This is a genomic window from Paenibacillus sp. OK076 (assembly GCF_900110055.1).
Classification (GTDB): Bacteria; Bacillota; Bacilli; order Paenibacillales; family Paenibacillaceae; genus Paenibacillus.
Genome location: NZ_FOCH01000001.1, coordinates 3,963,628 through 3,985,119, shown reverse-complemented (window position 1 = coordinate 3,985,119; position 21,492 = coordinate 3,963,628). Strand labels below are relative to the sequence as shown.

Genomic DNA, 21,492 nt, shown 5'->3' with positions numbered 1-21,492 from the left:
ATCTTTTTGGTTGTTAAACGAAGAAAGTCTGATGATGGTTTCAAAAAAAAATCGCAAAAATACAAAACAAACACAATCGGCGGGGGTGGTGGTGATGTAAATGGCCGAGAAGCATATACTGGCTGAACAGGATTACCTGGACGGCTTGAAATATAAAGAGATTGCCGAGAAATATGACGTTTCCCTGAACACCGTGAAAAGCTGGAAGCAGCGTCATGGCTGGAACAGGGGAAAGGGTGCACACCCTCCAAAAGGTATGCACACAAAACGACCTGGTGCACCGCCTGGCAATCAGAACGCGAAAGGGAATAAAGGCGGATCCGCTCCCAAGGGAAACAGCAATGCGAAGACACACGGTCTGTTTGCGAAGTATCTACCGGCAGAAGCCAGGGAGATCATGGAGCTGATCGAGACGAGATCCCCGCTTGACATGCTAGGTGATCAGATCTCGATTCAGTGTGCGGCCATCATCCGAGCCCAGCAGATCATGTACGTTACTGACAAGAACGAGATGATCAAGGAGCTGAAGAAAGAGAAATTTGAACTTGTTCAGGTTCCAGGTGACAGCGCCGATGATTCGCCGCAAATGAAGCAGATCCCGATTGAGCAGGAATACGAATTCCAATTTGCCTGGGATCGACAGGCAACGTTCCTTAACGCTCAGAGCAGGGCCATGGCTACCCTTCAGAATATGATTAAGCAATACGAAGAGATGTGCCGCCAGGGTCACGCTGATGAGGAACAGCAGCTGAGGCTCCAGAAGCTGAAAGGCGAGGTCAGCCTGATAGATCAGAAGGTGGCCAAGGATGACGATAAGCCGATTGAGATCCGGATCGTTCGAAAGGGTGAACGCTCATGACCGAGAAGGAAGTGAACCCCCATTTCGAGGATTTCCTGTTTGACTGGGAGCACAAGTTTTATTTCCTGGTTGGCGGATACGGATCGTCCAAGAGCTATCACGTTGCCTTAAAGCTGGTTCTGAAGCTGCTGGAGGAGCGTAGGACGGCTTTAGTGGTCAGGGAGGTTTACGACACCCTTCGTGATTCCACGTTTGAGCTGCTTTCGGAGATCATCGTCGATCTGGATCTGGAGGGCAAGGTTAAACCGATCAGCTCCCCGATGCAGATCCGGTTCCCGAATGGCAGTAAGATCATATTCAAGGGGATGGACAAACCGGTCAAACTGAAATCCATACACAACATTTCGATTGTTTGGATTGAGGAGTGCAGCGAGGTGAAGTACGCAGGCTTTAAAGAATTGATCGGGCGGCTGCGGCACCCTAAGTTAAAGCTTCATATGGTCCTGAGCACCAACCCGGTCAGCACGGCGAACTGGAGCTATAAGTATTTCTTTAAGGATCCGAAGAACAATGTTCACGTCCTGGATGACGTGGACCTGTATCGTGATCGCGTTGTGATCATCAAGGATACGTATTATCACCATTCGGTGGCAGATGATAACCTGTTCCTGCCTGAGAGCTATATCGAGCAGCTGGAGGATCTGAAGACGCATGACCCAGACCTGCACCGCATTGCGCGGCGTGGGCGTTTTGGTGTGAACGGAATCAGGGTGTTACCACAGTTTGTTGTTGCACCACACGAGGAAGTAATGGCTGCGATCCAAGCGATTAAGTCACCCGTCAAGCGTAACGGCATGGACTTCGGTTTTGAGTCGTCATACAACGCCCTGGTCCGTCTGACCGTGGATCATAAGGAGAAGATCCTGTATATCCATTGGGAGTACTACAAAAACAAGATGACGGATGACCGGACGGCAGCAGAGATTATGGAGTTCAAGGAGTCCAGGGAGCTGATCCGGGCGGATAGCGCAGAGCCGAAGACCATTGCTTATTACCGCCAGATGGGATTCAACATGCAGCCTGCGAAGAAGTTTGCCGGCTCCCGCTTGCAGTATACGAAGAAGGTCAAGCGGTTCAAGAAGATTGTCTGTTCATCGAACTGCGTAAACGTCAAATCTGAGCTTGAAGATTTAACCTATGCCGTGGACAAGAACGGGGAGATCATTGAAGACGAGTTCAACATCGACCCGCATACGTTCTCGGCTATTTGGTATGCCCTGGACGATTACGAGGTGGCCGACATGAAAGGCTATGCGGCGACGGTAAGCAGTAAAGCGAGAATTGGGGTGAGATAACGATGGCAAGGTTACCTGAGGGTAAGCAACGTATCTATCCCGGGGTGTACTACACGTTAAAGCCGGCCACCCCAGGGAGCATGGATATTCAAATGGAACTAAACATCCAATGGCACGGCTACATCTTCCTTTGGTTTCTTGGTATTTGGAAGATAGTTAAAGGACAGGTGGTGAAGAGACGTGGCAATCGTACGAAGTCGTGAGCTGCTGCCCAACTGGGACGAGATCCCGGCCAAGCTCCTGCAGTACTGTATTAAGGAGCACCGAGACGGTATTGAGCGGATCCAGAAGCTGGAGGATTATTACAAAGGCAAGCACGAGATCCTGAAGCGCGATCTGGGTGGCGATGACAAGGGGTTGCCGAATAACAAGCTGGTGGCCAATCACGCCAAGTACATTACGGACGTTGCCTCCGGATACTTTGGCGGCGATCCAGTCAAGTACACCGGCAAGCAGATTGAACCAATCACCGATGCATACAAGGCTGCGGATGTGGCCAGTCATGATTCCGAGATGGTCAAGGACTTGTCCATGTATGGTATTTCGCTGGAGCTCCACTACATGAGCAGTGATGATCCGCCGATTCCCCGCGTAAGTTGTATCGATCCCCGCCAGATCTTCCTGGTTGTGGACGATTCCGTGGAATATAAGAGCCTGTTTGCGGTCCACTACTACGAGAAGCGGGATATGGAAAACAAGGCGATTGGCTGGTACGTCAACGTCTACACGGCCAATAAGATAGCCCGATATGAGATCAAGGATATCGGTGGTGAAGACTTCGAGCAGATCTCATCCACCAATCATTATTACAAGACAGTGCCGGTGGTGGAGTTTTGGAACAACGAAGAGCAGCAGGGCGACTTCGAACAGCAGCTGAGCTTGATCAACGCATACAACACTTTGGGCAGTGATCGTATGAATGATAAAGAGCAGTTCGTGGACTCCATACTGAAGCTCATTGGTGCAAGCCTGGGCGATACGGAGGAGGATGCAGGCAGGACGATCCGTATGCTGAAGAAATACAAGGTTCTGGAATTACCTGCAGGAGTAGATGCGGATGCCAGTTGGCTAACGAAGACGCTGAATGAGGCGGACACAGAAGTGCTGCGAAATGCGCTGAAGTCTGACATTCATGAGTTTTCGATGGTACCCAATCTGACAGACGAGAAGTTTGCCGGCAACGTCAGCGGGGAGGCCATGAAGTACAAGCTGTTTGGCTTAGAAAAGCTGGCCGAAACCAAGGAACGCTATTTTGTGCAGGGCTTACGTGAGCGATTGAAGCTGTTCGCCAACATTCTTCAGGTTAAAGCTCAGGCGGTGGCCATCAATGACGTTGAAATCACCATGACACGCAGTCTGCCGAGTAATGACACTGAAACGGCTCTGTTAATCAGTCAGCTGAGTGGCCATGTAAGCAATGAGACGTTGATTAGCCAGCTTTCCTTCGTTAAGGATCCGGTGGCCGAAAATGAGAAGGTCATGGCTGAGAAGGCCCAAGCCTTGAAGGATCAGCAAGCAGCGTTTGGCATGCCGATGGGTGACCAAAACGATGATGAGGATCCAGTGACGGACGATGAAGACGAGGAGTAGCACCTATTGGGACCGACGGGCGCAGCAGCGCATGGCCGAATACCACCGGGATGCTAACACGACGATCAGGACGGTAACCCGTGGATATCAGATGGCGCAGGAAGACATCCAGTCTGAGATCGATAAGATCTTTAAGACGTTCAGCAAGGATATGGACCCGAAACGGGCTCGCCGGTTCTTGAACCAGAAGATCCCGAATCCGCTGCTGAAGCTGGCCAAGAAGTGGTATCCCCGAGTGAAGAATGACCAAATCAAGCGGTGGCTGCTGGCCCGTATGAATGCACCAGCTTATCGGGCAAGGATCTCCCGTCTGCAGGCCCTGAAAGAGCACATCGCACTCCAGGGCAAAGTGATTGCAGATGTGGAGCTGACGGCCAGCCGTAGCGGCTACCTGAAGACGATCCGAAAGAGCTATTATCGTTCCATCTTCGATCTGCAACGTGGTATTGGCATTGGGTTCAACTTTGCGCGAATTCCTGTTGGTGATATTGAAGCCATTTTGCTGAATCCATGGAGCGGTACCCATTTCAGCCGCCGCGTGTGGTCCAATACGGAGTACCTGGCCGATCAGGTGTCTGATGTGGTCACGTCCGGATTCATGAGTGGACTCAGCTCAGCCAAGATGGCGCAGAAGTTGGCTGACATTATGCAGACGGGGCTATTTGCTGCTTCTCGGCTTATCCGGACTGAAACCACCTATATGTCCAACGCAGGCGAGATGGCGGCGTATAGAGAGGCTGGTGTGGATCAGTATCAGTTCATGGCTACGCTGGATAGTCGAACGTCTGAACAGTGTCGGAAACATGACCTGAAGGTGTACAACGTCTCGGAAGCAAAGCCTGGTGTGAACTTGCCACCACTACACGCCTGGTGCCGGAGTACAACGCGGGGCTGGTTCGGCGAGGAAGCGATCGCAGGCATGCAGCGACGTGCCCGAGATCCACAGACCGGGAAGACCATGCTCGTGCCAGCAAATGTGAATTACGAAGATTGGTATAAGCGCTATGTACTGGCCGCCTAATGGCGGTCTATTCCGCATTCCCTGAAAGGCGGTGGTCAAACTGTCAAACGGCGTCATGATTACATTTCTGATCTGCTTAACGATCATTATTTTGGCCTTAATTGGTGGTAGAAAGTAACAACCTGTCCAGAACGTGCGGAGGACGGTATAAAAGCTGTCATGGAAAATAGCCGACGGGCGTAAACGGGAGGATTCAATTATGAAATTTAGGAAGAAGCGTTTCCCTCTTAACCTGCAGCTGTTTGCCGATGGCGATGGTGGCGGTACGGGAGAAGGTGCAGGAGCCGGAGCTGGCGCGCCAGGAGATCCTGGAGCTGGTGATGGTGATAAAGGTGGAGCAGGCAAAGTAACTTTTTCCGCTGATCAACAGGCCGAGGTTGATCGGATTCTTGGCGAGCGCTTGGGTAAGGCACAGTCCAAATGGGAAAAGGATCTCCAGGACAAGCTGGACGAGGCCAAGACCGAGGCGGAGAAGCTGGCCAAGATGAATGCCGAGCAGAAGGCGGAGCATGAGCGCCAGAAGCGTGAAAAGGCTCTTGCGGATCGGGAGAGTGATATCACCCGTCGTGAGCTTCGAGCAACTGCCTTGGAACAGCTTAGTGAGAAGAAGCTGCCGCTGTCACTGGCCGAGGTGCTGGTCTATACGGATGCAGATGCCACGAACAAGAGCCTGGAGGCTGTGGAAAAGGCATTCCGTGAAGCTGTTGAGGCTGGCGTTAATGACCGTCTGAAAGGCGACCCGCCAAAAGGTGGAGGCGGTAAAGGCGGCACAGCAAGCACAGGTAGTAACTATGCAAAAGCAGCAAATGAAAGCGGAAAAGCCCCCGCTGCTGCATTAAATCCTTGGGGCTAAGAAAGGAGCATTACTATGTTTGTAAATAAGGAAAGCGTGTCACAGCCTAATTTTCTGGCGAGTGCGAAGTTTGTTGCAGCTACGTATCAGATCAGTAATACAGGAGTAACGGCCAATGCAAAGGGACGGAAGATTGTTCCTGCAGGCACGGTGTATCCGGCCAATGATGCTACAGCGATTGGTATCACATATACCGAAACGGATGTGACCGAGGGGCCGCAACCTGGATCTGTGCTGATCGAAGCCTGGATTCTCAAAGAAAGATTGCCGGTAATCCCTTCAGCTGAGGCGCTTACCGCGCTTGTTGAGAAGTCAGACATTAAATTCAAACAGAGCCTGTAATTCAGGTCGAGAGGAGATAAGCAGTTATGGCAACTATCTTGGAACTATTTAATCAACGTGAGATTCTGAACTATCTGAAGAACAGAGAATACAAGCCCTTGCTTGGTGAAACCCTGTTCCCGGAGGTTAAGCGTGAATCACTTGAGTTTGACATGATCGTGGGGGCTGGCCGTACACCGGTTATTGCCTCTATTCATGCGTTTGACACGGAGGCGGAGATCGGTTCCCGTGAAGCAGCCAAACAGGCACTAGGTCTTGCGCTGATCAAGCGTAAACTCGGTCTGACGGAGAAAGAGATTATTGCTTTGGAAAGCCCGCGTAACGCTCAAGAGCTGCAGTATCTGATGCAGGTCGTGTATAACGATATCGATGTCTTGGTGGCGGGTGTACGGGCACGTGTTGAAGCTATGCGGATGGAAGCCACTGCAAATGGTACGGTTACGCTGGACGAGAACAACCTGAGCGCGACCATTGATTATGGTGTACCAGATGAACACAAGGAGATCCTGAGCGGTACCAGCCGCTGGACGGATCCGAACAGTGACCCAATTGGAGATCTGGAGCGTTTTGCGGATGCTTTGGATTCTGCACCGACTCGTGGCCTGACTTCTAAGGAGGTTATAGGCGCGATGCTTCGCCACCCGAAAGTGATTGGCGCGCTCTACGGGACAAGCGCACTTCGGGTGCCCTCTCGTTCGGATCTGAATGCATTCCTGACGGAACGCAGCCTGCCTGCTTTGGCAACGTACAACGAGAAGTATCGTAAACAGAATGCGGACGGTACGTTCACGACACACCGTTATTTCCCGCAGAACAAGATCGCTTTGTTCGGTGATGAGCCATTGGGTGAAACCATCTACGGTCCAACGGCTGAGGAAGTGCGTCTGCGCCGTGATCCAAGTATCGAGACGCAAATGGTGGGTAATGTGTTGGCTATGGTCTATGAAGAGAATCTGGATCCTGTGAGCACATGGAAAAAGGCTGTTGCTACGGCTCTGCCAAGCTTCCCAGAAGCCAATAACGTGTTCCAAGGTCAAGTCATCTAAAGGAGGATAACCGGTGAGAGTTGAAGTGAATAGCATACAGATTCGCCATGACGGGGCGCTCTATGAAAAAGGAGCGTCTTTTTCTATCTCTGCAAAGGGGTATGAGGCAATCAAGCCCCATGTGACCGTGTTGGACGAAGTAGACGAAGCGGACGAAGCGGACACGGTGACGGATCCGCTGGAGTCCATGGAGCCAGACGAGCTGAGAGCCTACGCTGCTGATCGTGACATCGATCTCGGCAAGGCGACCAGCAAAGAGGGTATTCTGGAGAAAATCAAAGCCGCTGAACCCAAGGCATAAGCGAGGGATAGGATATGGCCACATTTAGTCGTTTGGATAAGATACAAGCCCTGCTCGGTCCAGCATCCTTGGAGCAGGGTCCTTTGTTGTCTGTGTTGATCGAGGATGCGGAAGCGGATTTGCTGAGCTGGACGAACCGGCAGACCATCCCGCCAGGGCTTGAACCTACCGTCCGGCAGTTGGTCATCATGCGGTACAACAAAGTGGGCATCGAGGGGCAGAGCAGCCACAGCGAGGGCGGCGTTAGTCGTTCCTTTGTGGATCTGCCGGCGGATCTTCAGCGGACGATCAGCCATCACCGGCTATTAAAAGTGGTGGGCCGGACATGAGGCTGCGGGAACGTGATAAACGAATTGTGACCTTCCGACCTCGGGTACCACTCCAGGAGGATGACGGAACCACTTCTGAAAGCTGGGGAGATCCAATTGAGCTGCGCGGTAACGTGCAACCTGCAGGTGGCCGAGTCCTGACAGAGATGTATGGCGAACGTTTGGCGTATATGCGAGTCATGTACGTGGAGCAGGAGCCTCCTGTGAGGCTTGAATCCGGGAGGGCTTGTTTGGATACCCAGGACGATCCGGATTACAAGGTGGTGGCCGTGAGACCGTGGAGCGGCCATTTTGTCATTGATATGGAGGCGATCTGATTATGGCCATGCAAGGAATGGACCGTCTCATGCGCAAGTTGGCCAGGCTTGGTGCAGACAAAGAGGCCATGAAGCGAGGCATCCACAAGGCCACCATCAAGGTGCAGGGTGATGCGAAGGGTTTGGCTCCTGTAGGTGATACGGGCGATCTGCGAAACAGTATTAAGGCTCAGGTAACGGAGGAACGAGGGAAGATCATCGGAGAGGTATCCACGAATCTGGAGTATGCCCCGTATGTGGAGTTCGGTACCGGGCAACGCGGTCAGGCCTCACCAGCTCCGCCGAAGTATGACGGGGATCTCAGCTATCGTCAGGACTGGAAGGGGATGCCGGCGCAGCCATTTATGTTCCCTGCTGCTGAGCAAAACAAAACGATTGTCAGCGATATTGTGGCAGCTGAGCTGAAGAAGGAGATCAGAAGGTTAGGTGGTCGCTGATGTATGACATTAAGCCAGATGTGAAGAAGCAGCTCGACCAGATCGAGGGGGTCACGGTTTCCGATGCCCATCCTAAAGATTGGGCTAAGCTTCCTCACATCAGTTTTTACGAGGGAAGTAATATTGACCCTCTCGGGATTCGGAACGGCCCTTTGTCGGCTGTCACGATCCAGTTGGATATCTGGCATAACAAGTCTACCGGAGCCCTAGCTGCTGCGGTAGACACCCAAATGAACAATATTGGCTTACGGCGGGAATTTGCAGCAGATCTGAGCGATCCGTCAGGCATTAAACATAAAACTATGCGTTATCGCGGAGTTGTGGATACCCGCAGCGGCCGCGTATCGCAATAGAAAGGAGACAAGAGCATGGCTGGACTATTAACCAAAGATACCACGCTGTCCTATAAGGCAACGAACGGATCGAGCACATATACCGAGATTGGCGAATTAATGGAGGTCCCTGAACTGGGTGGAGATCCAGAGCAGGTAGAGGTAACCACGCTGAAAGATAATACCCGTCGCTATATTGCCGGGATCAAGGATCTCGGGGATCTGACATTTGCGTTCTTGTATGACAACTCTGGGCCGACTTCTAACTTTCGCATTTTGAAAGGCATTCAGGAGTCTGGTGAAACCAAGGATTTCCGTGTGGAATATCCCGATGGGACGACCCATGACTTCAGCGCTCAAGTATCCGTCAAGATGGATGCGGCAGCCGTCAATGCGGCCCTGACGTTCACAGCTGCCTTTTACCTGCAGTCTGATATCAAGATTACAGACCCGGCCTAATAGCCACAACTATGCAAGGGCGCTCCTGATCGGGGCGCTTTTGACTTTGAGGAGGAACTGAAATGAAATACACGACACTCACGATGAATGGCAAGGACTATAAATTGCGGCTTGGCGCTGCGCATATTGAGCAATTGGAGAAGCACTTGGGTGGTCGTAATCCACTGGATCTCTTGATGGCAGCAGAGAATGGCAACCTGCCACCGTTAACCGGTACTCTTCGTATTCTTCATTCATCTATGCAGAAGTTCCAACATGGCATCAGCTGGTCCGATGTACAGAACATCTATGACGAGTATGTCGATGAAGGCAACACATATACAGATCTGCTTCCACACTTGATCGAAGTATTCCAGATCAGCGGTTTTTTCAAGAAAGCTCTGGAGGCGGGGGAAGCGACCGGGGCGGAGAAACTGTAAAAACGCTGACCGAGCTGTTTGACAAGCTCTATCCAACGGCAGTTCAGGCTGGTGTGGATCCGGTGGGATATTGGGACATGTCCTATCTGGAGATCACAACAGCCATAAACGCCTTTGTAGCCAAGCAAAAGACCGACCTGCAGCATCAGGCGTTACTAAGCTTCCACCAGGCGCAGCTCATCGGCCAACTGGTTCAGAGGGCACTGGGGAGCAAGAAGAAGCCACCTGAGCTGCATGAAGCTTTTCCGGGTATCTTTCCGGACGAGCTGATTCAGCAGTCACAGAAGAAAAATAACTGGCAAGTCATGAAAGAACGTGTAGCAGCCTACGGGGCACGGTATCGGAAGCGGGGTGAAAAGCAACATGACGATAGAGGAACTACGGATACTGATTACTGGCGAGACCAGTCAGCTCCGCCGCGACCTGGCCAATGTCCGGAAGCAGCTGGGGAATACGGAGCGTGAGGTTAACCGGTCAACGGGAGCCATCAAGTCCGCATTCAAGTCCTTAGCTGCCACCCTTGCTCTGCTGAAGCTTGGCCAAGTGTTTACCAGTGCGACGAAGGATGCCATGCGCTTTGAGGCTGCCGTGGGTCAGGTCAACCGGATGATGGGGCAGAGCGTTGGCGTGTTCCGTGAATGGGTGATGTCTCAAGCCGCTGCCTTTGGTATGGGGATTTCGGAGGCTACGCAGTATGGGGCAACCTACGCCAACCTGATTAGTGGCTTCTCGCAAGACCAGGCGCAGACGACGCAGCGTACCATTGACTTGCTGAAAGCTTCCGCCATTGTGGCCAGCGCCACCGGACGGTCCATCCAGGATGTTATGGAGCGAATCCGAAGCGGTATGCTTGGTGAGACAGATGCCATCGAGGATCTGGGGATTAACGTCAACGTGGCTATGCTGGAGTCTACGGAGGCATTCAGGCAGTTTGCCGGCGATAGCAGCTGGCAGAAGCTCAGCTTCCAGACGCAGCAGACCATTCTGTATTTTGCCATCCTCGAACAAGCGGCACGGAAGTATGGTAATTCGCTGCAGGCCAACACGATGACTCGTCAGGCCATGTTTTTAGCTCAGTTAAAGAACACTCGGCTGTATCTCGGTCAGGCGTTTTTGCCGATTTACAATACCGTATTGCCGGCACTGATCGCGATGGCTAAAGCACTTGCAATGGCTATGAAATGGCTTGCTGCATTTACCACGGCCTTGTTCGGAGGATCATCTGGGGTGGGTCAGCAAGTACAGGCTGCACAGGACCAGGCTTCTGCAATAGGAGACTTGGGCGGCGCATATCAATCTGCAGGTGACCAGGCATCCGGTGCGGGTAACGCTATTAAGGATGCAGGCAAGAAAGCCAAAGCAGCCGCGAAGGAAGCTAAGGCAGCTGTGGCAGGCTTTGATAAGCTAAACCTGATTGGAGATAAAGGCGCTGGATCTGATTCTGACAAAGATAAGGATAAAGGTGCTGGGCTGGGAGACATTCCTGGGATCGGTGGAGGCGGAGGATTAGGCGGTTTTAGCGCTACAGACTTTAGTGGTGTAACGGGCGGGATGGATGCCTTAACCGAGAAAGCCAGGGCGTTTGCTGATACAGTTCGTAAAGCTTTGGAACCTCTCTCCAAAATCAGCCTGGAACCGCTGAAGAAATCACTGGCTGGACTCTGGAGTGCCCTGAAGCCTTTTGCCAAGAACATTGGCCAGGGATTGGTTTGGTTGTACAAGGAAGCTCTGGTACCGCTGGCCACGTGGACCGTGGAGAAGGCTTTGCCGGCATTCATTGATGTACTCGCTGGTGCCATTAGGGTTCTGAACAGTGTAGTCAATGCGTTCAAGCCTGTTGCCGTGTGGCTGTGGGAAAACTTCTTGAAGCCACTCGCTCAATGGACAGGCGGGATTATCGTTTCTGCGCTGCAGCAGTTGGCAGGGGCATTGAATAACCTATCCGGCTGGATAGATGGCAATCAGGAAACATTCCTGAAAGGAGCTGCCGTCGTTGCCGGCTTCTTTGGGGCGTTCAAGGTAGCGGAATTCCTAATTGCCATTGCACCGATGTTGGCAACCCTAGGCGAACTGATTGTATCCAGCGGTCTGGTGTCTACGGTACTGGAAGGAATTGCTACGGCGCTTAGTGTCATGTCTTCACCGGTTACGCTCATATCCGGACTCATTGGCGGATTGATTCTTGCATTCGTGGATCTCTACGCTGAAAGTGAGGAATTCAGGAAGCAAGTCAAGGAACTGGGCAAGACATGGCTGGAAGCACTGAAGCCTGTAGCTGAGTTTGTGAAAACCGTACTGACCGATGCCTGGACCAAGATCCTGAAACCGGCGGTGGCTTACTTTGTTGATACGTTGCTTCCAAACGTTATTTCGATCTTTAAACAATTGTGGCAACAAGTCTTGGTACCGCTAGCCAACTTCATCGGCACGATACTTCAGCCCGTGTTCAAAGTGCTGTCTGAGCTATTGACGATGTTATGGAAGCAGATTGTTGTTCCACTGGCGCAGGCGATCGGAACAGTGCTGGCAGAAGCGTGGGAAGGCTTGTACCAGATCCTTACGACAACCGTAATGCCGAACATCAACAAGGTGATTACGGTGCTGACGCAGCTCTGGAAGAATGTCATTATTCCGCTGATTGATGTGCTGTGGAAGAACATGAAACCGGCATTTGAAATCGTGTTTAACGGAATTGGAACTGTCATTGAAGGACTAAAGAAAACGCTGACGGGATTAATCAAATTCATTGTTGGTGGATTTACGGGAGACTGGAAGAAAGCCTGGACAGGCGTTAAGGATATCTTTGGTGGCGTGTTCGAATCTCTGTACGGTTTGGTTAAGATCCCGTTAAATCTTATCATCGATGCGATTAATAAAGTAATCGATGGACTGAACAGTATCAGTGTAAGCATTCCGGAGGTTGAAATCTTTGGCCAGAAAGTCGGTGGCGGTAATATAGGCTTGCCGAAGATTCCGAAAATCCCACGCCTGGCAAAAGGTGGCTTGGCCTTTGGACCAACCATGGCCATGGTTGGGGATAACAAAGGTGCGAGCATCGATCCCGAAGTTGTAGCCCCGCTCTCCAAGCTTCAGGGGATACTGGATAATAGCAGCAGCGCGGGTAACAGTGAAATGGTTGGGTTACTCGGCCAGATCCTTACGGCTCTTCGGAGTAGCAAAGGGGATCTTATATTACAAGTGGGTACAACCGAGATTGGCCGAGTGGCAGCCACCGGTATTAACGATATTCAGCGGCGCACAGGGGTGAATCCACTGCGCACATAAGGAGGGAAAGGCTTGTATTTGAAAATCAATGGTGCAGATATTGCGGCCATGCCATCCGCGATCCAAGTTACCATCCTGGATCTGGATGACGCAGAAAGCACGACACGGACCGCTGACGGCACACTGCATCGGGACCGTGTAGCTGTTAAGCGTCAGATTGAGCTAACGTTTAATGCACTTCGAATGGATGAGATATCGCCACTGTTAAAGCAGATGAGTGATATCTTTTTTGATTTCACGTATCCGGACCCGATGGTGGGCACCTATATCACAAAGAAGGTGTATGTCGGAGATCGACCTGCTAACATTCCTTTCGAGAAGGAAGGCGTGCTTTATTGGAACGGATTTAAAATGACACTGACAGAGAGGTGATCTGAGTGTTTCCAATATCACCGATCTATGCGGATTACCTGAAGCGGCCTGATCGGGAGTTTATCGTCAAGGCCATCGTGGGATCCGAAGAATATGACGATACCAAGATTGTAGATTTTAGTATTGAGAACAGTTTGAGTCTGACGGATGGATTTGCGATCGGGACAGCGATCCCTTCCAAACTGACCATTAAGCTCCGGACGAATGAAGTGATCCCGGCGAATGCTCGGATTATGCCGTATTTGTCTTTGTCGATGCGAGGCATGACCTGGCTGCAGGCTCAGTACCCTTGGCAAGACATGCATATATCTTGGACAGGTACCGGTACAGATTGGCTACCGCTGGGCGAGTTCTTTGTCGATGACCGTGAGAAGGTCAATGATGTCTGGACATTCACCTGCTATGACAAGCTGGTCTTTGCCGATGCGGCTTACGTGTCGTCACTAATCTATCCAGCCACGCAGCGTGCTGTGTTCAATGAGATTTGTAACCGGCTTGGATGGACGTATGACAACAGTGTGGTAATCAATGCTAATTATCGCATTCAGGCAGGACCAGCGGGATATACGATGCGCCAGGTGCTACAGTACATCGCGGCAGCCAACAGCGCCAGCCTCTACATCGATAAGGCCGGCACAGTTAAATTCAAGCGGTTCACACCCTCAGATGCTCCGGTATTTGAGATGACCACATTTGATTACTCATCCGTAAGGCAGACGAACCCGGTCAAGACGTACACTCGGGTAGTCGTGACGTACAACACGGAAGATGAGCTGCAGTACGAAGCTGGTACCGGGGATGATAACCATACCCTGTTTCTGGAGAATCCATTCATGACTCAGGCCATGGTCAATGATCTGAGGGCCACGCTGAACGGATTCTCTTACCTTCCACTCACAATGAGGGCCCAAGGGTACCCGCAACTGGAGCAGGGTGACGTGATCGCGTTCGAACAGCAAGAAGGGACATCCTGGGACGAGACCGTATCAACCTGGGAGGATACTCATATTCCGTGGGATGGCATCGTCCGATACAAGTCTCTGATTCTTCACCAGGTGTTCCGCTTTGCCGGCGGACTTAGCATGACTTTGGAGGCGCCATCCGTATCGGAGCAGCAGAGTGAATTCAAAGTGGACGGGACACTCACTACAGCAGTCAATAAACTGAATAAGGAAGCGGTCAAGGAAGGCAAGTCCTATTATGGGGCGACACTCACACGTACTGAGGGTTTAACCATTGAGCGTGAAGATCATCTGAGCAAGGTGATTCTAAACAGTGATAAGATGTCGTTCCAGGCTAACGGACAAGATGCAATTTATTTCGATATTCCAAGTAGACGGTATAAGTTTAACGGCACGCTGGAAGCTACAGATGGTGTGTTCAGCGGGAACCTGCAGGCGGCAGGAGGTACCTTCTCGGGTAATCTTTCAGCAGCAGGCGGGACTTTTCGCGGCACTTTGCAAGGTGTGGACGGAACGTTTAGCGGCGCACTCCAAGCAGCCAGCGGAACCTTCCGAGGTACGTTGGTTGCTGGACGGGTTGAGGGTGGCGAGATCATTGGTTCATACATTCAAGGTGCTGACATCCTGGGTAGCAAGATTAGGACAGCAGCCAGTGGTGACCGGATCGAACTGGATCCTAACGGATTCACTTTCTACGACTCGGGTAATGCACGCCGTGTCACTTTAGGTACCAATCCATCTGCTAACATCTCAGGCCATACGTATTACAATTCTAGTGGGCAATCTCAGGGATTGATCTATGCCAACTCAAGTGAATTAGCTTTCATAGGTAATTATGGTTTGCGTCTTGGGTCCACATCGGGTTCAACAGTCTTGCAAGGGAGTGTTAATTTTACTGGAAGTGTGACTGGGCTGAATTTAGGTGTTGGTCAGATCACAGGGCTTCAGAATGAAATCAATGCGCTATGGGCAGCGATTTCCGGTAAAGCTTCATCGAACCATACGCATACAGTTACCTTGCCTACACATAATCACGGTAACTCGGCCAACCAAAACTGGGGCGGAACCTTCCCAACTTCAACTCCGTAATGTATCATAATAGGAAAATAGCACCAATACGGAGGTAGAGTCATGAAGAAGTTTGCACATAAAGTTGCGTATATTGCCGGAGGTATTATTATCGGAGTGGTTTTTTCGACATCAGCGGGCGCTTTTGCAGATACTGTTAAGAGCATGGTTGGAAAAAAAGTAACCGGAGAATATACATTAGTGGTAGATGGAAAGAAACTTTCGGACAAAGGCGCGGTTATCGATTCTCGGGCAAATGTTCCTGCACGTGCCTTGTCTGAAGCGTTAGGGGCTGATGTGTCAGTGAGTGGAAAAACGATTACAATTACTTCTCAAACAGAAGAATCAACTGTGGGGTCTGAATCAGCGACTCCTGTGGGAACGAGCAATAAATACACAGGTCAGTCCAAATCTAGTTTGGAAGAGCAAAAGAGTGTTCTTTTGGATCGGATACTAGCTCCCACTAAATCGGGTAGAGAAGATATATTGAAAGAGATCGCTCTCCTCAAAGAACAACAAGATAGAGGGGTACCTGTTACTAATCTTGAAGCGTTTGAAAAACAGCTAGCTAATTATGATGCAGATATTGCTAAATACGAAGCTGATCTGAAGCTGATTGAAGAAGCCTTGGCAACAGCAAAATAAACCACTCGTCTAAGTGAAATTATGGTAGTATATACCTATAATTTACTAGGGGGATATGATTTGCTATACTTTCTTTGTTTTTTACCACCATTGGCTGTTTTGTTCTGTGGGAAACCGGGATCATTTATTTTAAACATCATTCTTACATTCTTCGGTTACATTCCTGGTGTAATCCATGCGTTCTTAGTAGTTAACAGCCACAAAGCAGACAAACGGAATGAGAAATTAATCAGGGCCATTGAGCGTAGTCGCTAATGAATTAAATAACCAAAACGGAGTCCACCAACGTGGGCTCTTTTTTCGTGCTCAGAAAGAGGTGTCAAATGAAAATTAAGAAAGTGCTTGAGCTGTCCATCGATGTAGATGGCATGTTTAATGAATTGCCACATATTCTGCGTGCATTGCTTGATACGATGCCCAACAGCGAATCGAAGCTTGCCTTACTCAAAACAATCAAGTTGGACGTGGATAATCTTTTGGAAGGAGCTGAGTCAGATGGCCAACCGTTACGGGAACCTGGTCGGAAGTAAGAAGATCAGCGAAGACTTTCAAACGATAAATGTCGGCTTTGACCGTGTGCAGGCTGAAATGGATACCAAAGGTACACCAGCAGATGCCCAGGCCAAAGCTGATGCAGCCAAGGCGGCTGCTATTGCTACAGCAGCGGAAGCTCTGGCAGCCCACAAGGCACGGGGAGCTGATGAGCATCCCACGGCAAAGGGGAACGCCGCAGGGTTTATGTCTGCTGCTGACAAGCTCTTAGTGGATGCCCGCACCAGCGCCGCAACACCTGACACACTTATGCAGCGTGACGCAGAGGGACGGGCCAAGGTAGCCGCTCCAGCCGCAGCGGATGACATTGCCCGTAAAGCTGAAACGGACGCGGTACAGACCAAGCTAGACAGCCATACAGCCGATACGGTTAAGCATGTCACCCAGGCTGAGCATGACAAACTGAATGGCATTGCTGCAGGAGCTGAGGTGAACCAAAACGCATTCAGCAAGATTAACGATGTCACCGCAGGTTCTAAAACAGACACGGTTACTCTTGTCGGGGGTACAGGAATAACCATTACCACCGATCCAGCCAACAAGCGTGTTTCCTTCACAGCGACTGGAGAATCCACACCTGGACCACACGCCTTGACCCATATCCAAGGTGGTGCCGACGTAATCCCTGATGCAGAGACAGGCGGCGTATCTGGACTCATGAGTGGTGCAGATGCCAAGTTTGTTCGGCAGGATGGGGAAACCAAGACAGGGGCGCAGGCCAAGGCTGACGCGGTAAAGGACTATGTGGATGAGCAGATTTCGGCCATTCCACCTGTTAATGATGCTTCTCAAACTGAAAAAGGAATAACGATGCTTTCTGATGCAACGAATGGAATCCGCAGTAATGTAGCTGCTACTGAAAAAGCGGTTGGACTGGCTTTTCAAGCTGGAGTTGAACGTAAAGCGGAAGTGGTTGCCGCGCTTAACTCCATAGGTGTATCGGCATCCACATCAGAATCATGGGACTCGCTCATTGCTAAGATGTCCGGGGTGATCCGGGCTACAGGAACGGCTGCTGTTTCACAAGTTCTGGCTGGATCGACTTTTAGTAATGCCAGTGGAAACAACCGAACGGGGACAATGCCCAATCGGGGACCTGGTGGGACAATCACACCAGGAACCACAGCACAAATCAAGGCAGCGGGGTATTACAACACGGACATTGTTGTTCCAGGAGAACCGAACCTACGGGGAGACGTGATTCTGAAAAACTACTCCATTTATGGAGTGGCGGGAAAGTATGAACCTAATCAAGTCGTAAACTCACCAATCACCCTATATAGTACAGGGGTAGTCAAACCAGCTAGGTACTTGCACTGGTTGACGATTCCTGCTGGAAAAAGCTTCTTCTTTGTTCCAAGCTTTACGAACGCTTATATCAGCTTCAATTCTGGTAGTGAAACGAACCCGCTATCAGGTACAAATATAGTACTGATCGACTCGCTGGATAGACAAGTTGCATTAACCTTTAATAGTGGTAATGGTCCATGGGTGTCAAGTACGTTATATATCACTTTTATACAGGTTGACCGTGTTAATCGTAGATACCGATACAGCTACAAACCGACCGTTAGTTCAAGCATTAGCTCATCAGAATGGACAACACCAGGTGGTTTCAATTGGGATAATGAGATAAAACTACAGTTCCAATACTTAAATCAATCAGTTGTAACTAGCCAGGGTACGAACACGGTTATTATCCCCGATGATGCTTTTTCAGTTTATTACTAAGGAGGTAAAACATGCTTTTAATAACCTACAAACCAGGTCAGAATACCGCAGAGGTAGAATCAATCACACACAACCCCGCACCAGGGGTGAATGGGAACAACAGTTATACAACGGATCAAGCATTGCCCATACCTGAAAACATTCCTGGTATGATCCCCATTCTATACACGAAGGTCGATACCAAGACCCTTTACTACAACTACATTAAACCAGAGACCATTGAGTCACTGATCAGTCAGTTGCAAGAACAGCAAGCGGTGATCAAGGCGGCTATGGATGATTTAATTATGGGAGGTGCAATGTAATGGGTGCATACATGGGCTTACGCATCATTGAAGGAGCCTACACATACGAGTATGTATGTGCGAGAAGACCCGATATAAAAGATGGAATCGATGCGTATCTTTTACAACAAGGAAAAGAAGAGTTGATTCAACAGGGCAGTGCTCATTAGAATGCGTTCCGAAATTGGAGCGCTATTTTTACGCCTTGTTTCTGATCATTTAACAACAATTAACCTAAATCGTATAGACCTAATAACAACAAAATGGAGGAATTAATCATGCCAATTGAAACAAATCGTTTAAAACTGCCGCTGCCTTTAGGGAATGAGAGTGTAAGCCGTGTAGGAATCAATGTCATCTTTGAGAAGATTGATGAGGGTGTTGCAACACGGGAAGATGTGGAAGAACTTCGCCAACTGGTCAACGAGATGGACATTCCGGATGCCTCACTGACTCAAAAAGGAAAGGTTCAGTTATCGAGCAAGACAAACGGAGAAAGAGAAGATGTAGCTGCTACTGAGAAAGCGGTTGGACTGGCTTTTCAAGCTGGAGTTGAACGTAAAGCGGAAGTGGTTGCCGCGCTTAACTCCATAGGTGTATCGGCATCCACATCAGAATCATGGGATTCCCTAATTAACAAGTTGGCAGGAGTGGTAAGAGCTAAAGGGAATGCTGACCCTTCTGATGTACGCGCGGGAAAAAGCTTCTCTAATTCGAATCAAGTTGATATTGTAGGGACTTTGATAGAACAGACAACAGATACATTGACAATTACACCAGGGGTGAATACCAAAACGAATCCTCCTGGGATTTACGGCGGTGACATTATCGTCGCGGGGGAGCCAAATTTGGTTCCTGGGAATATTGTCAAGGGGGTTAAGATATTTGATGTTGAGGGGACATATAATCCAACTGATGTAATTCAATGGGGTGCTGGTAACAAACTTATTCAGGGTGCAACAAGGACGGAAACTTTCTATCAGGTATACCCACTATCCGAAACTGGAATTAATATTCTTTACTCAACTGACTACCTTGAGTTAACAGGTGCTGTCGGGGGTGGGTCTAATCTCCAATCATACTTACACCTGGCATATCAAAATAGCAATAATGTATGGCAGTCCCTAGTCGTATTAGATGGTACAGGGTTCAGTGTTTCAAACTCAGGTGGGACAGGTACAGCCAACTATGTTCAATATATTAACGCATTGGTCATTGACCCCCAAAATGGATACATGACATACCAAAGGTCAATATCCAAAACATTATCTAACTTCTCACCAGTAGCGAAAAACTTCCCAACTACTAACTTAAAAAACTTATCCATTGTTATGAGCATAAGTACAACGGTACCGCACGCTAATACCCTAATGAAATTATACCAGAGTGGTATAACCACACTATCACGCGTGTTCACATAGGAGGTCAATGATGAATATTGTCACACACTACAGTACTAGTAAGGATAACGTTAAAGTAAGGCGTACCTAAATGGTGCGCTTTTATTTTGCTCTCTGGACTGGTTAGAGGGATTTTTTTTATACACAAATAGATCGGAGATATGACATGGAAAACGTGGGGAAATGGGCTTTGGCAACAGGCAGCTGGTTGGTGTCTTATTTGTTTGGAGGGTGGTCAGGAGTGTTGGGCGTATTGCTTGTATTCGTGGTGTTGGATTACCTGACTGGTGTTGCTGCTGGTTGGATGTCAGGAGAACTCAAAAGCAAAATTGGCCTTATCGGGATTGCCCGTAAGGTCTTTATTTTTGCCATGGTGGCTGTGGGGCATTTGGTGGATGGCATCCTGGGAGATGGCCATTTGTTCCGGGACACGGTGGCATTTTTCTATATTGCGAATGAGCTGCTGTCCATTACTGAAAATGGTGGGAAGATGGGTGCGCCTATCCCGGCCGTGATCAAGCAGGCCATCGAAGTCCTGAAGGGCAAAGGCGGCAACGATAACGATAAAGGAGCTGGTACAGATGCAAGCGCGTAAACAGGGTAATGCTCAGGGGATTGACGTATCGCACCACAACGGTAATATCGATTTCAAAAAGGTAGCTGCTGACGGGATTTCGTTCGTATTTATCAAGGCCACACAGGGTAAGTCCTTCCGGTCATCCAAGTTTCTGCAATTTGTCAAAGATGCCAAAGCGGCTGGCCTGCTGATCGGTACATATCACTACGTGGATGACTCTGCTGGCAGCGTTGATGCTGCAAAAGCTGAGGCAGCCAACTTCTATAAAGCTATCCAGGATGCTGGAGGGATTGGCACATTTGACTTGCCTCCCGTCATGGATTATGAGTCCAACAAAAACGGTCATAGCAAAGCAACGATTACGGCTGTAGCCACAACGTTTCTTTTGGAGATCCACAAGCTGACCGGAGTTAAACCGCTGGTATACACATACCCGGCGTTCATCGGCAACTTTACAGGCTTGTCCTCATATCCGCTCTGGATTGCCCGGTACAGCACACAAACGCCTGCTGATGCTTCTGGTTGGTTACGCTGGGATTTCTGGCAGTACAGTGATGGGGCGGCGGGTGGATATCTGCCACGGGGTAACCGCAAGGTTGACGGGATCAGCGGTAATGTGGATTTGAATGAGTTTGACGGTACGGTAGCCGAGTTGAAAGCCAAATACAGCAAAACGGTGAAGGAGGACAAGCCAGTGACAGAACGTGATATCAACGTGCCCAGCAAGTGGGCAGAGGCAGCGTGGGCAGAGGTAACCGCTAATGGGTATTTTGATGGGACACGTCCAGGGGCAACTATTACTCGCGAGGAATCGGCAGTAGTCATTAATCGGCTGAGACGTAACTTCTTGGCGCTAATTGCCGGCGTAAACGGAGATGTGAAGAACCTGGATGAGCGCTCGAAAAAGATTGATATAGAAGGATAATTTGTTTTGGGGAGAGCCCGAGATAGTGGATTTAGTTCTCGGGCTCTATTTAGAACGTATGTTTGGGAGGAATTGGGTACCCTTTTGTGGA

Annotated in this window: 27 protein-coding genes; all 27 read left to right on the top strand. The window is 49.9% G+C overall.

Going from position 1 to position 21,492, the window contains the following annotated elements; all coding sequences use genetic code 11:
• Positions 1-100: 100 nt before the first annotated feature.
• Complete coding sequence (terS, locus tag BMY78_RS17800) at positions 101-859, top strand: phage terminase small subunit (protein ID WP_090901310.1); 759 nt, start codon at positions 101-103, stop codon at positions 857-859.
• Positions 856-2,154 carry a PBSX family phage terminase large subunit gene (locus BMY78_RS17795; RefSeq protein WP_090901307.1) on the top strand — a complete coding sequence of 433 codons (1,299 nt, stop codon included), beginning with the start codon at positions 856-858 and terminating at the stop codon, positions 2,152-2,154. The genes terS and BMY78_RS17795 overlap by 4 nt, the downstream gene beginning before the upstream one ends.
• Before the next feature lie 180 nt (positions 2,155-2,334).
• Entirely contained in the window at positions 2,335-3,744 is a 1,410-nt protein-coding gene (locus BMY78_RS17785; RefSeq protein ID WP_090901302.1) for a phage portal protein, read from the top strand.
• Positions 3,728-4,765 carry a minor capsid protein gene (locus BMY78_RS17780; RefSeq protein WP_090901299.1) on the top strand — a complete coding sequence of 346 codons (1,038 nt, stop codon included), beginning with the start codon at positions 3,728-3,730 and terminating at the stop codon, positions 4,763-4,765. The genes BMY78_RS17785 and BMY78_RS17780 overlap by 17 nt, the downstream gene beginning before the upstream one ends.
• Positions 4,766-4,964: 199 nt before the next feature.
• Positions 4,965-5,618, top strand: a complete 654-nt coding sequence (locus BMY78_RS17775) for a DUF4355 domain-containing protein (protein WP_177185766.1) — start codon at positions 4,965-4,967, stop codon at positions 5,616-5,618.
• 15 nt (positions 5,619-5,633) lie between these two features.
• Entirely contained in the window at positions 5,634-5,960 is a 327-nt protein-coding gene (locus BMY78_RS17770) for a hypothetical protein (protein WP_090901296.1), read from the top strand.
• 26 nt (positions 5,961-5,986) lie between these two features.
• Positions 5,987-7,006 (top strand): major capsid protein, encoded by a 1,020-nt coding sequence (locus BMY78_RS17765; protein ID WP_090901293.1) that lies wholly within the window; start codon positions 5,987-5,989, stop codon positions 7,004-7,006.
• Between the two features lie 13 nt (positions 7,007-7,019).
• Positions 7,020-7,307: a hypothetical protein gene (locus BMY78_RS17760; RefSeq protein WP_090901290.1), complete on the top strand. Its 288-nt coding sequence runs from the start codon at positions 7,020-7,022 to the stop codon at positions 7,305-7,307.
• A gap of 14 nt (positions 7,308-7,321) precedes the next feature.
• Positions 7,322-7,636, top strand: coding sequence for a phage head-tail connector protein (locus BMY78_RS17755; RefSeq protein WP_090901288.1), 315 nt, complete (start codon positions 7,322-7,324; stop codon positions 7,634-7,636).
• On the top strand, positions 7,633-7,953 hold the full coding sequence (locus BMY78_RS17750) for a hypothetical protein (RefSeq protein ID WP_090901285.1): 321 nt from the start codon (positions 7,633-7,635) through the stop codon (positions 7,951-7,953). The genes BMY78_RS17755 and BMY78_RS17750 overlap by 4 nt, the downstream gene beginning before the upstream one ends.
• 2 nt (positions 7,954-7,955) lie before the next feature.
• Complete coding sequence (locus BMY78_RS17745; RefSeq protein ID WP_090901282.1) at positions 7,956-8,390, top strand: HK97-gp10 family putative phage morphogenesis protein; 435 nt, start codon at positions 7,956-7,958, stop codon at positions 8,388-8,390.
• Positions 8,390-8,743 carry a hypothetical protein gene (locus BMY78_RS17740; protein WP_090901279.1) on the top strand — a complete coding sequence of 118 codons (354 nt, stop codon included), beginning with the start codon at positions 8,390-8,392 and terminating at the stop codon, positions 8,741-8,743. The genes BMY78_RS17745 and BMY78_RS17740 overlap by 1 nt, the downstream gene beginning before the upstream one ends.
• Positions 8,744-8,758: 15 nt before the next feature.
• Positions 8,759-9,181 carry a phage tail tube protein gene (locus tag BMY78_RS17735; protein ID WP_090901276.1) on the top strand — a complete coding sequence of 141 codons (423 nt, stop codon included), beginning with the start codon at positions 8,759-8,761 and terminating at the stop codon, positions 9,179-9,181.
• Positions 9,182-9,243: 62 nt separating this feature from the next.
• Complete coding sequence (locus BMY78_RS17730; RefSeq protein ID WP_090901273.1) at positions 9,244-9,600, top strand: DUF6096 family protein; 357 nt, start codon at positions 9,244-9,246, stop codon at positions 9,598-9,600.
• 77 nt (positions 9,601-9,677) lie between these two features.
• Complete coding sequence (locus BMY78_RS17725; RefSeq protein WP_090901270.1) at positions 9,678-10,064, top strand: hypothetical protein; 387 nt, start codon at positions 9,678-9,680, stop codon at positions 10,062-10,064.
• Positions 9,964-12,885 (top strand): phage tail protein, encoded by a 2,922-nt coding sequence (locus BMY78_RS17720; protein WP_143067043.1) that lies wholly within the window; start codon positions 9,964-9,966, stop codon positions 12,883-12,885. The genes BMY78_RS17725 and BMY78_RS17720 overlap by 101 nt, the downstream gene beginning before the upstream one ends.
• Before the next feature lie 12 nt (positions 12,886-12,897).
• Positions 12,898-13,257, top strand: coding sequence for a DUF6711 family protein (locus BMY78_RS17715; RefSeq protein ID WP_090901265.1), 360 nt, complete (start codon positions 12,898-12,900; stop codon positions 13,255-13,257).
• 5 nt (positions 13,258-13,262) lie between these two features.
• A complete protein-coding gene (locus BMY78_RS17710) occupies positions 13,263-15,308 on the top strand; it encodes a hypothetical protein (protein WP_090901262.1) in 2,046 nt (681 codons plus the stop codon).
• Positions 15,309-15,350: 42 nt separating this feature from the next.
• Positions 15,351-15,932 carry a stalk domain-containing protein gene (locus tag BMY78_RS17705; RefSeq protein ID WP_090901259.1) on the top strand — a complete coding sequence of 194 codons (582 nt, stop codon included), beginning with the start codon at positions 15,351-15,353 and terminating at the stop codon, positions 15,930-15,932.
• A 21-nt stretch (positions 15,933-15,953) separates the two neighbouring features.
• Positions 15,954-16,187 (top strand): YqaE/Pmp3 family membrane protein, encoded by a 234-nt coding sequence (locus BMY78_RS17700; protein ID WP_090901256.1) that lies wholly within the window; start codon positions 15,954-15,956, stop codon positions 16,185-16,187.
• 68 nt (positions 16,188-16,255) lie between these two features.
• The gene (locus BMY78_RS32885; protein WP_177185765.1) at positions 16,256-16,462 is read left to right on the top strand and encodes a hypothetical protein; all 207 of its coding nucleotides are present in this window, start codon (positions 16,256-16,258) and stop codon (positions 16,460-16,462) included.
• Positions 16,428-18,215 (top strand): tail fiber protein, encoded by a 1,788-nt coding sequence (locus tag BMY78_RS17695; protein WP_177185764.1) that lies wholly within the window; start codon positions 16,428-16,430, stop codon positions 18,213-18,215. The genes BMY78_RS32885 and BMY78_RS17695 overlap by 35 nt, the downstream gene beginning before the upstream one ends.
• An 11-nt stretch (positions 18,216-18,226) precedes the next feature.
• The gene (locus tag BMY78_RS17690; protein WP_090901250.1) at positions 18,227-18,520 is read left to right on the top strand and encodes a hypothetical protein; all 294 of its coding nucleotides are present in this window, start codon (positions 18,227-18,229) and stop codon (positions 18,518-18,520) included.
• Positions 18,520-18,669, top strand: coding sequence for a hypothetical protein (locus tag BMY78_RS32880; protein WP_177185763.1), 150 nt, complete (start codon positions 18,520-18,522; stop codon positions 18,667-18,669). The genes BMY78_RS17690 and BMY78_RS32880 overlap by 1 nt, the downstream gene beginning before the upstream one ends.
• A 108-nt stretch (positions 18,670-18,777) precedes the next feature.
• The gene (locus BMY78_RS17685; protein ID WP_177185762.1) at positions 18,778-19,920 is read left to right on the top strand and encodes a tail fiber protein; all 1,143 of its coding nucleotides are present in this window, start codon (positions 18,778-18,780) and stop codon (positions 19,918-19,920) included.
• A 145-nt stretch (positions 19,921-20,065) separates the two neighbouring features.
• A complete protein-coding gene (locus BMY78_RS17680; RefSeq protein ID WP_090901244.1) occupies positions 20,066-20,494 on the top strand; it encodes a phage holin family protein in 429 nt (142 codons plus the stop codon).
• Entirely contained in the window at positions 20,481-21,401 is a 921-nt protein-coding gene (locus BMY78_RS17675; RefSeq protein ID WP_090901242.1) for a glycoside hydrolase family 25 protein, read from the top strand. The genes BMY78_RS17680 and BMY78_RS17675 overlap by 14 nt, the downstream gene beginning before the upstream one ends.
• The last annotated feature ends 91 nt before the right edge of the window (positions 21,402-21,492 follow it).

Bases quoted from the DNA above. Each gene is read 5' to 3' on its own strand.
- BMY78_RS17765 (WP_090901293.1), top strand. From the start codon at position 5,987: ATGGCAACTATCTTGGAACTATTTAATCAACGTGAGATTCTGAACTAT.
- BMY78_RS17755 (WP_090901288.1), top strand. From the start codon at position 7,322: ATGGCCACATTTAGTCGTTTGGATAAGATACAAGCCCTGCTCGGTCCA.
- BMY78_RS32885 (WP_177185765.1), top strand. From the start codon at position 16,256: ATGAAAATTAAGAAAGTGCTTGAGCTGTCCATCGATGTAGATGGCATG.
- BMY78_RS17795 (WP_090901307.1), top strand. From the start codon at position 856: ATGACCGAGAAGGAAGTGAACCCCCATTTCGAGGATTTCCTGTTTGAC.
- BMY78_RS17750 (WP_090901285.1), top strand. From the start codon at position 7,633: ATGAGGCTGCGGGAACGTGATAAACGAATTGTGACCTTCCGACCTCGG.
- BMY78_RS17770 (WP_090901296.1), top strand. From the start codon at position 5,634: ATGTTTGTAAATAAGGAAAGCGTGTCACAGCCTAATTTTCTGGCGAGT.
- BMY78_RS32880 (WP_177185763.1), top strand. From the start codon at position 18,520: ATGGGTGCATACATGGGCTTACGCATCATTGAAGGAGCCTACACATAC.
- BMY78_RS17725 (WP_090901270.1), top strand. From the start codon at position 9,678: ATGTCCTATCTGGAGATCACAACAGCCATAAACGCCTTTGTAGCCAAG.
- BMY78_RS17735 (WP_090901276.1), top strand. From the start codon at position 8,759: ATGGCTGGACTATTAACCAAAGATACCACGCTGTCCTATAAGGCAACG.
- BMY78_RS17680 (WP_090901244.1), top strand. From the start codon at position 20,066: ATGGAAAACGTGGGGAAATGGGCTTTGGCAACAGGCAGCTGGTTGGTG.
- BMY78_RS17675 (WP_090901242.1), top strand. From the start codon at position 20,481: ATGCAAGCGCGTAAACAGGGTAATGCTCAGGGGATTGACGTATCGCAC.
- BMY78_RS17685 (WP_177185762.1), top strand. From the start codon at position 18,778: ATGCCAATTGAAACAAATCGTTTAAAACTGCCGCTGCCTTTAGGGAAT.
- BMY78_RS17780 (WP_090901299.1), top strand. From the start codon at position 3,728: ATGAAGACGAGGAGTAGCACCTATTGGGACCGACGGGCGCAGCAGCGC.
- BMY78_RS17775 (WP_177185766.1), top strand. From the start codon at position 4,965: ATGAAATTTAGGAAGAAGCGTTTCCCTCTTAACCTGCAGCTGTTTGCC.
- BMY78_RS17690 (WP_090901250.1), top strand. From the start codon at position 18,227: ATGCTTTTAATAACCTACAAACCAGGTCAGAATACCGCAGAGGTAGAA.
- terS (WP_090901310.1), top strand. From the start codon at position 101: ATGGCCGAGAAGCATATACTGGCTGAACAGGATTACCTGGACGGCTTG.
- BMY78_RS17705 (WP_090901259.1), top strand. From the start codon at position 15,351: ATGAAGAAGTTTGCACATAAAGTTGCGTATATTGCCGGAGGTATTATT.
- BMY78_RS17730 (WP_090901273.1), top strand. From the start codon at position 9,244: ATGAAATACACGACACTCACGATGAATGGCAAGGACTATAAATTGCGG.
- BMY78_RS17695 (WP_177185764.1), top strand. From the start codon at position 16,428: ATGGCCAACCGTTACGGGAACCTGGTCGGAAGTAAGAAGATCAGCGAA.
- BMY78_RS17720 (WP_143067043.1), top strand. From the start codon at position 9,964: ATGACGATAGAGGAACTACGGATACTGATTACTGGCGAGACCAGTCAG.
- BMY78_RS17700 (WP_090901256.1), top strand. From the start codon at position 15,954: ATGGTAGTATATACCTATAATTTACTAGGGGGATATGATTTGCTATAC.
- BMY78_RS17740 (WP_090901279.1), top strand. From the start codon at position 8,390: ATGTATGACATTAAGCCAGATGTGAAGAAGCAGCTCGACCAGATCGAG.
- BMY78_RS17745 (WP_090901282.1), top strand. From the start codon at position 7,956: ATGGCCATGCAAGGAATGGACCGTCTCATGCGCAAGTTGGCCAGGCTT.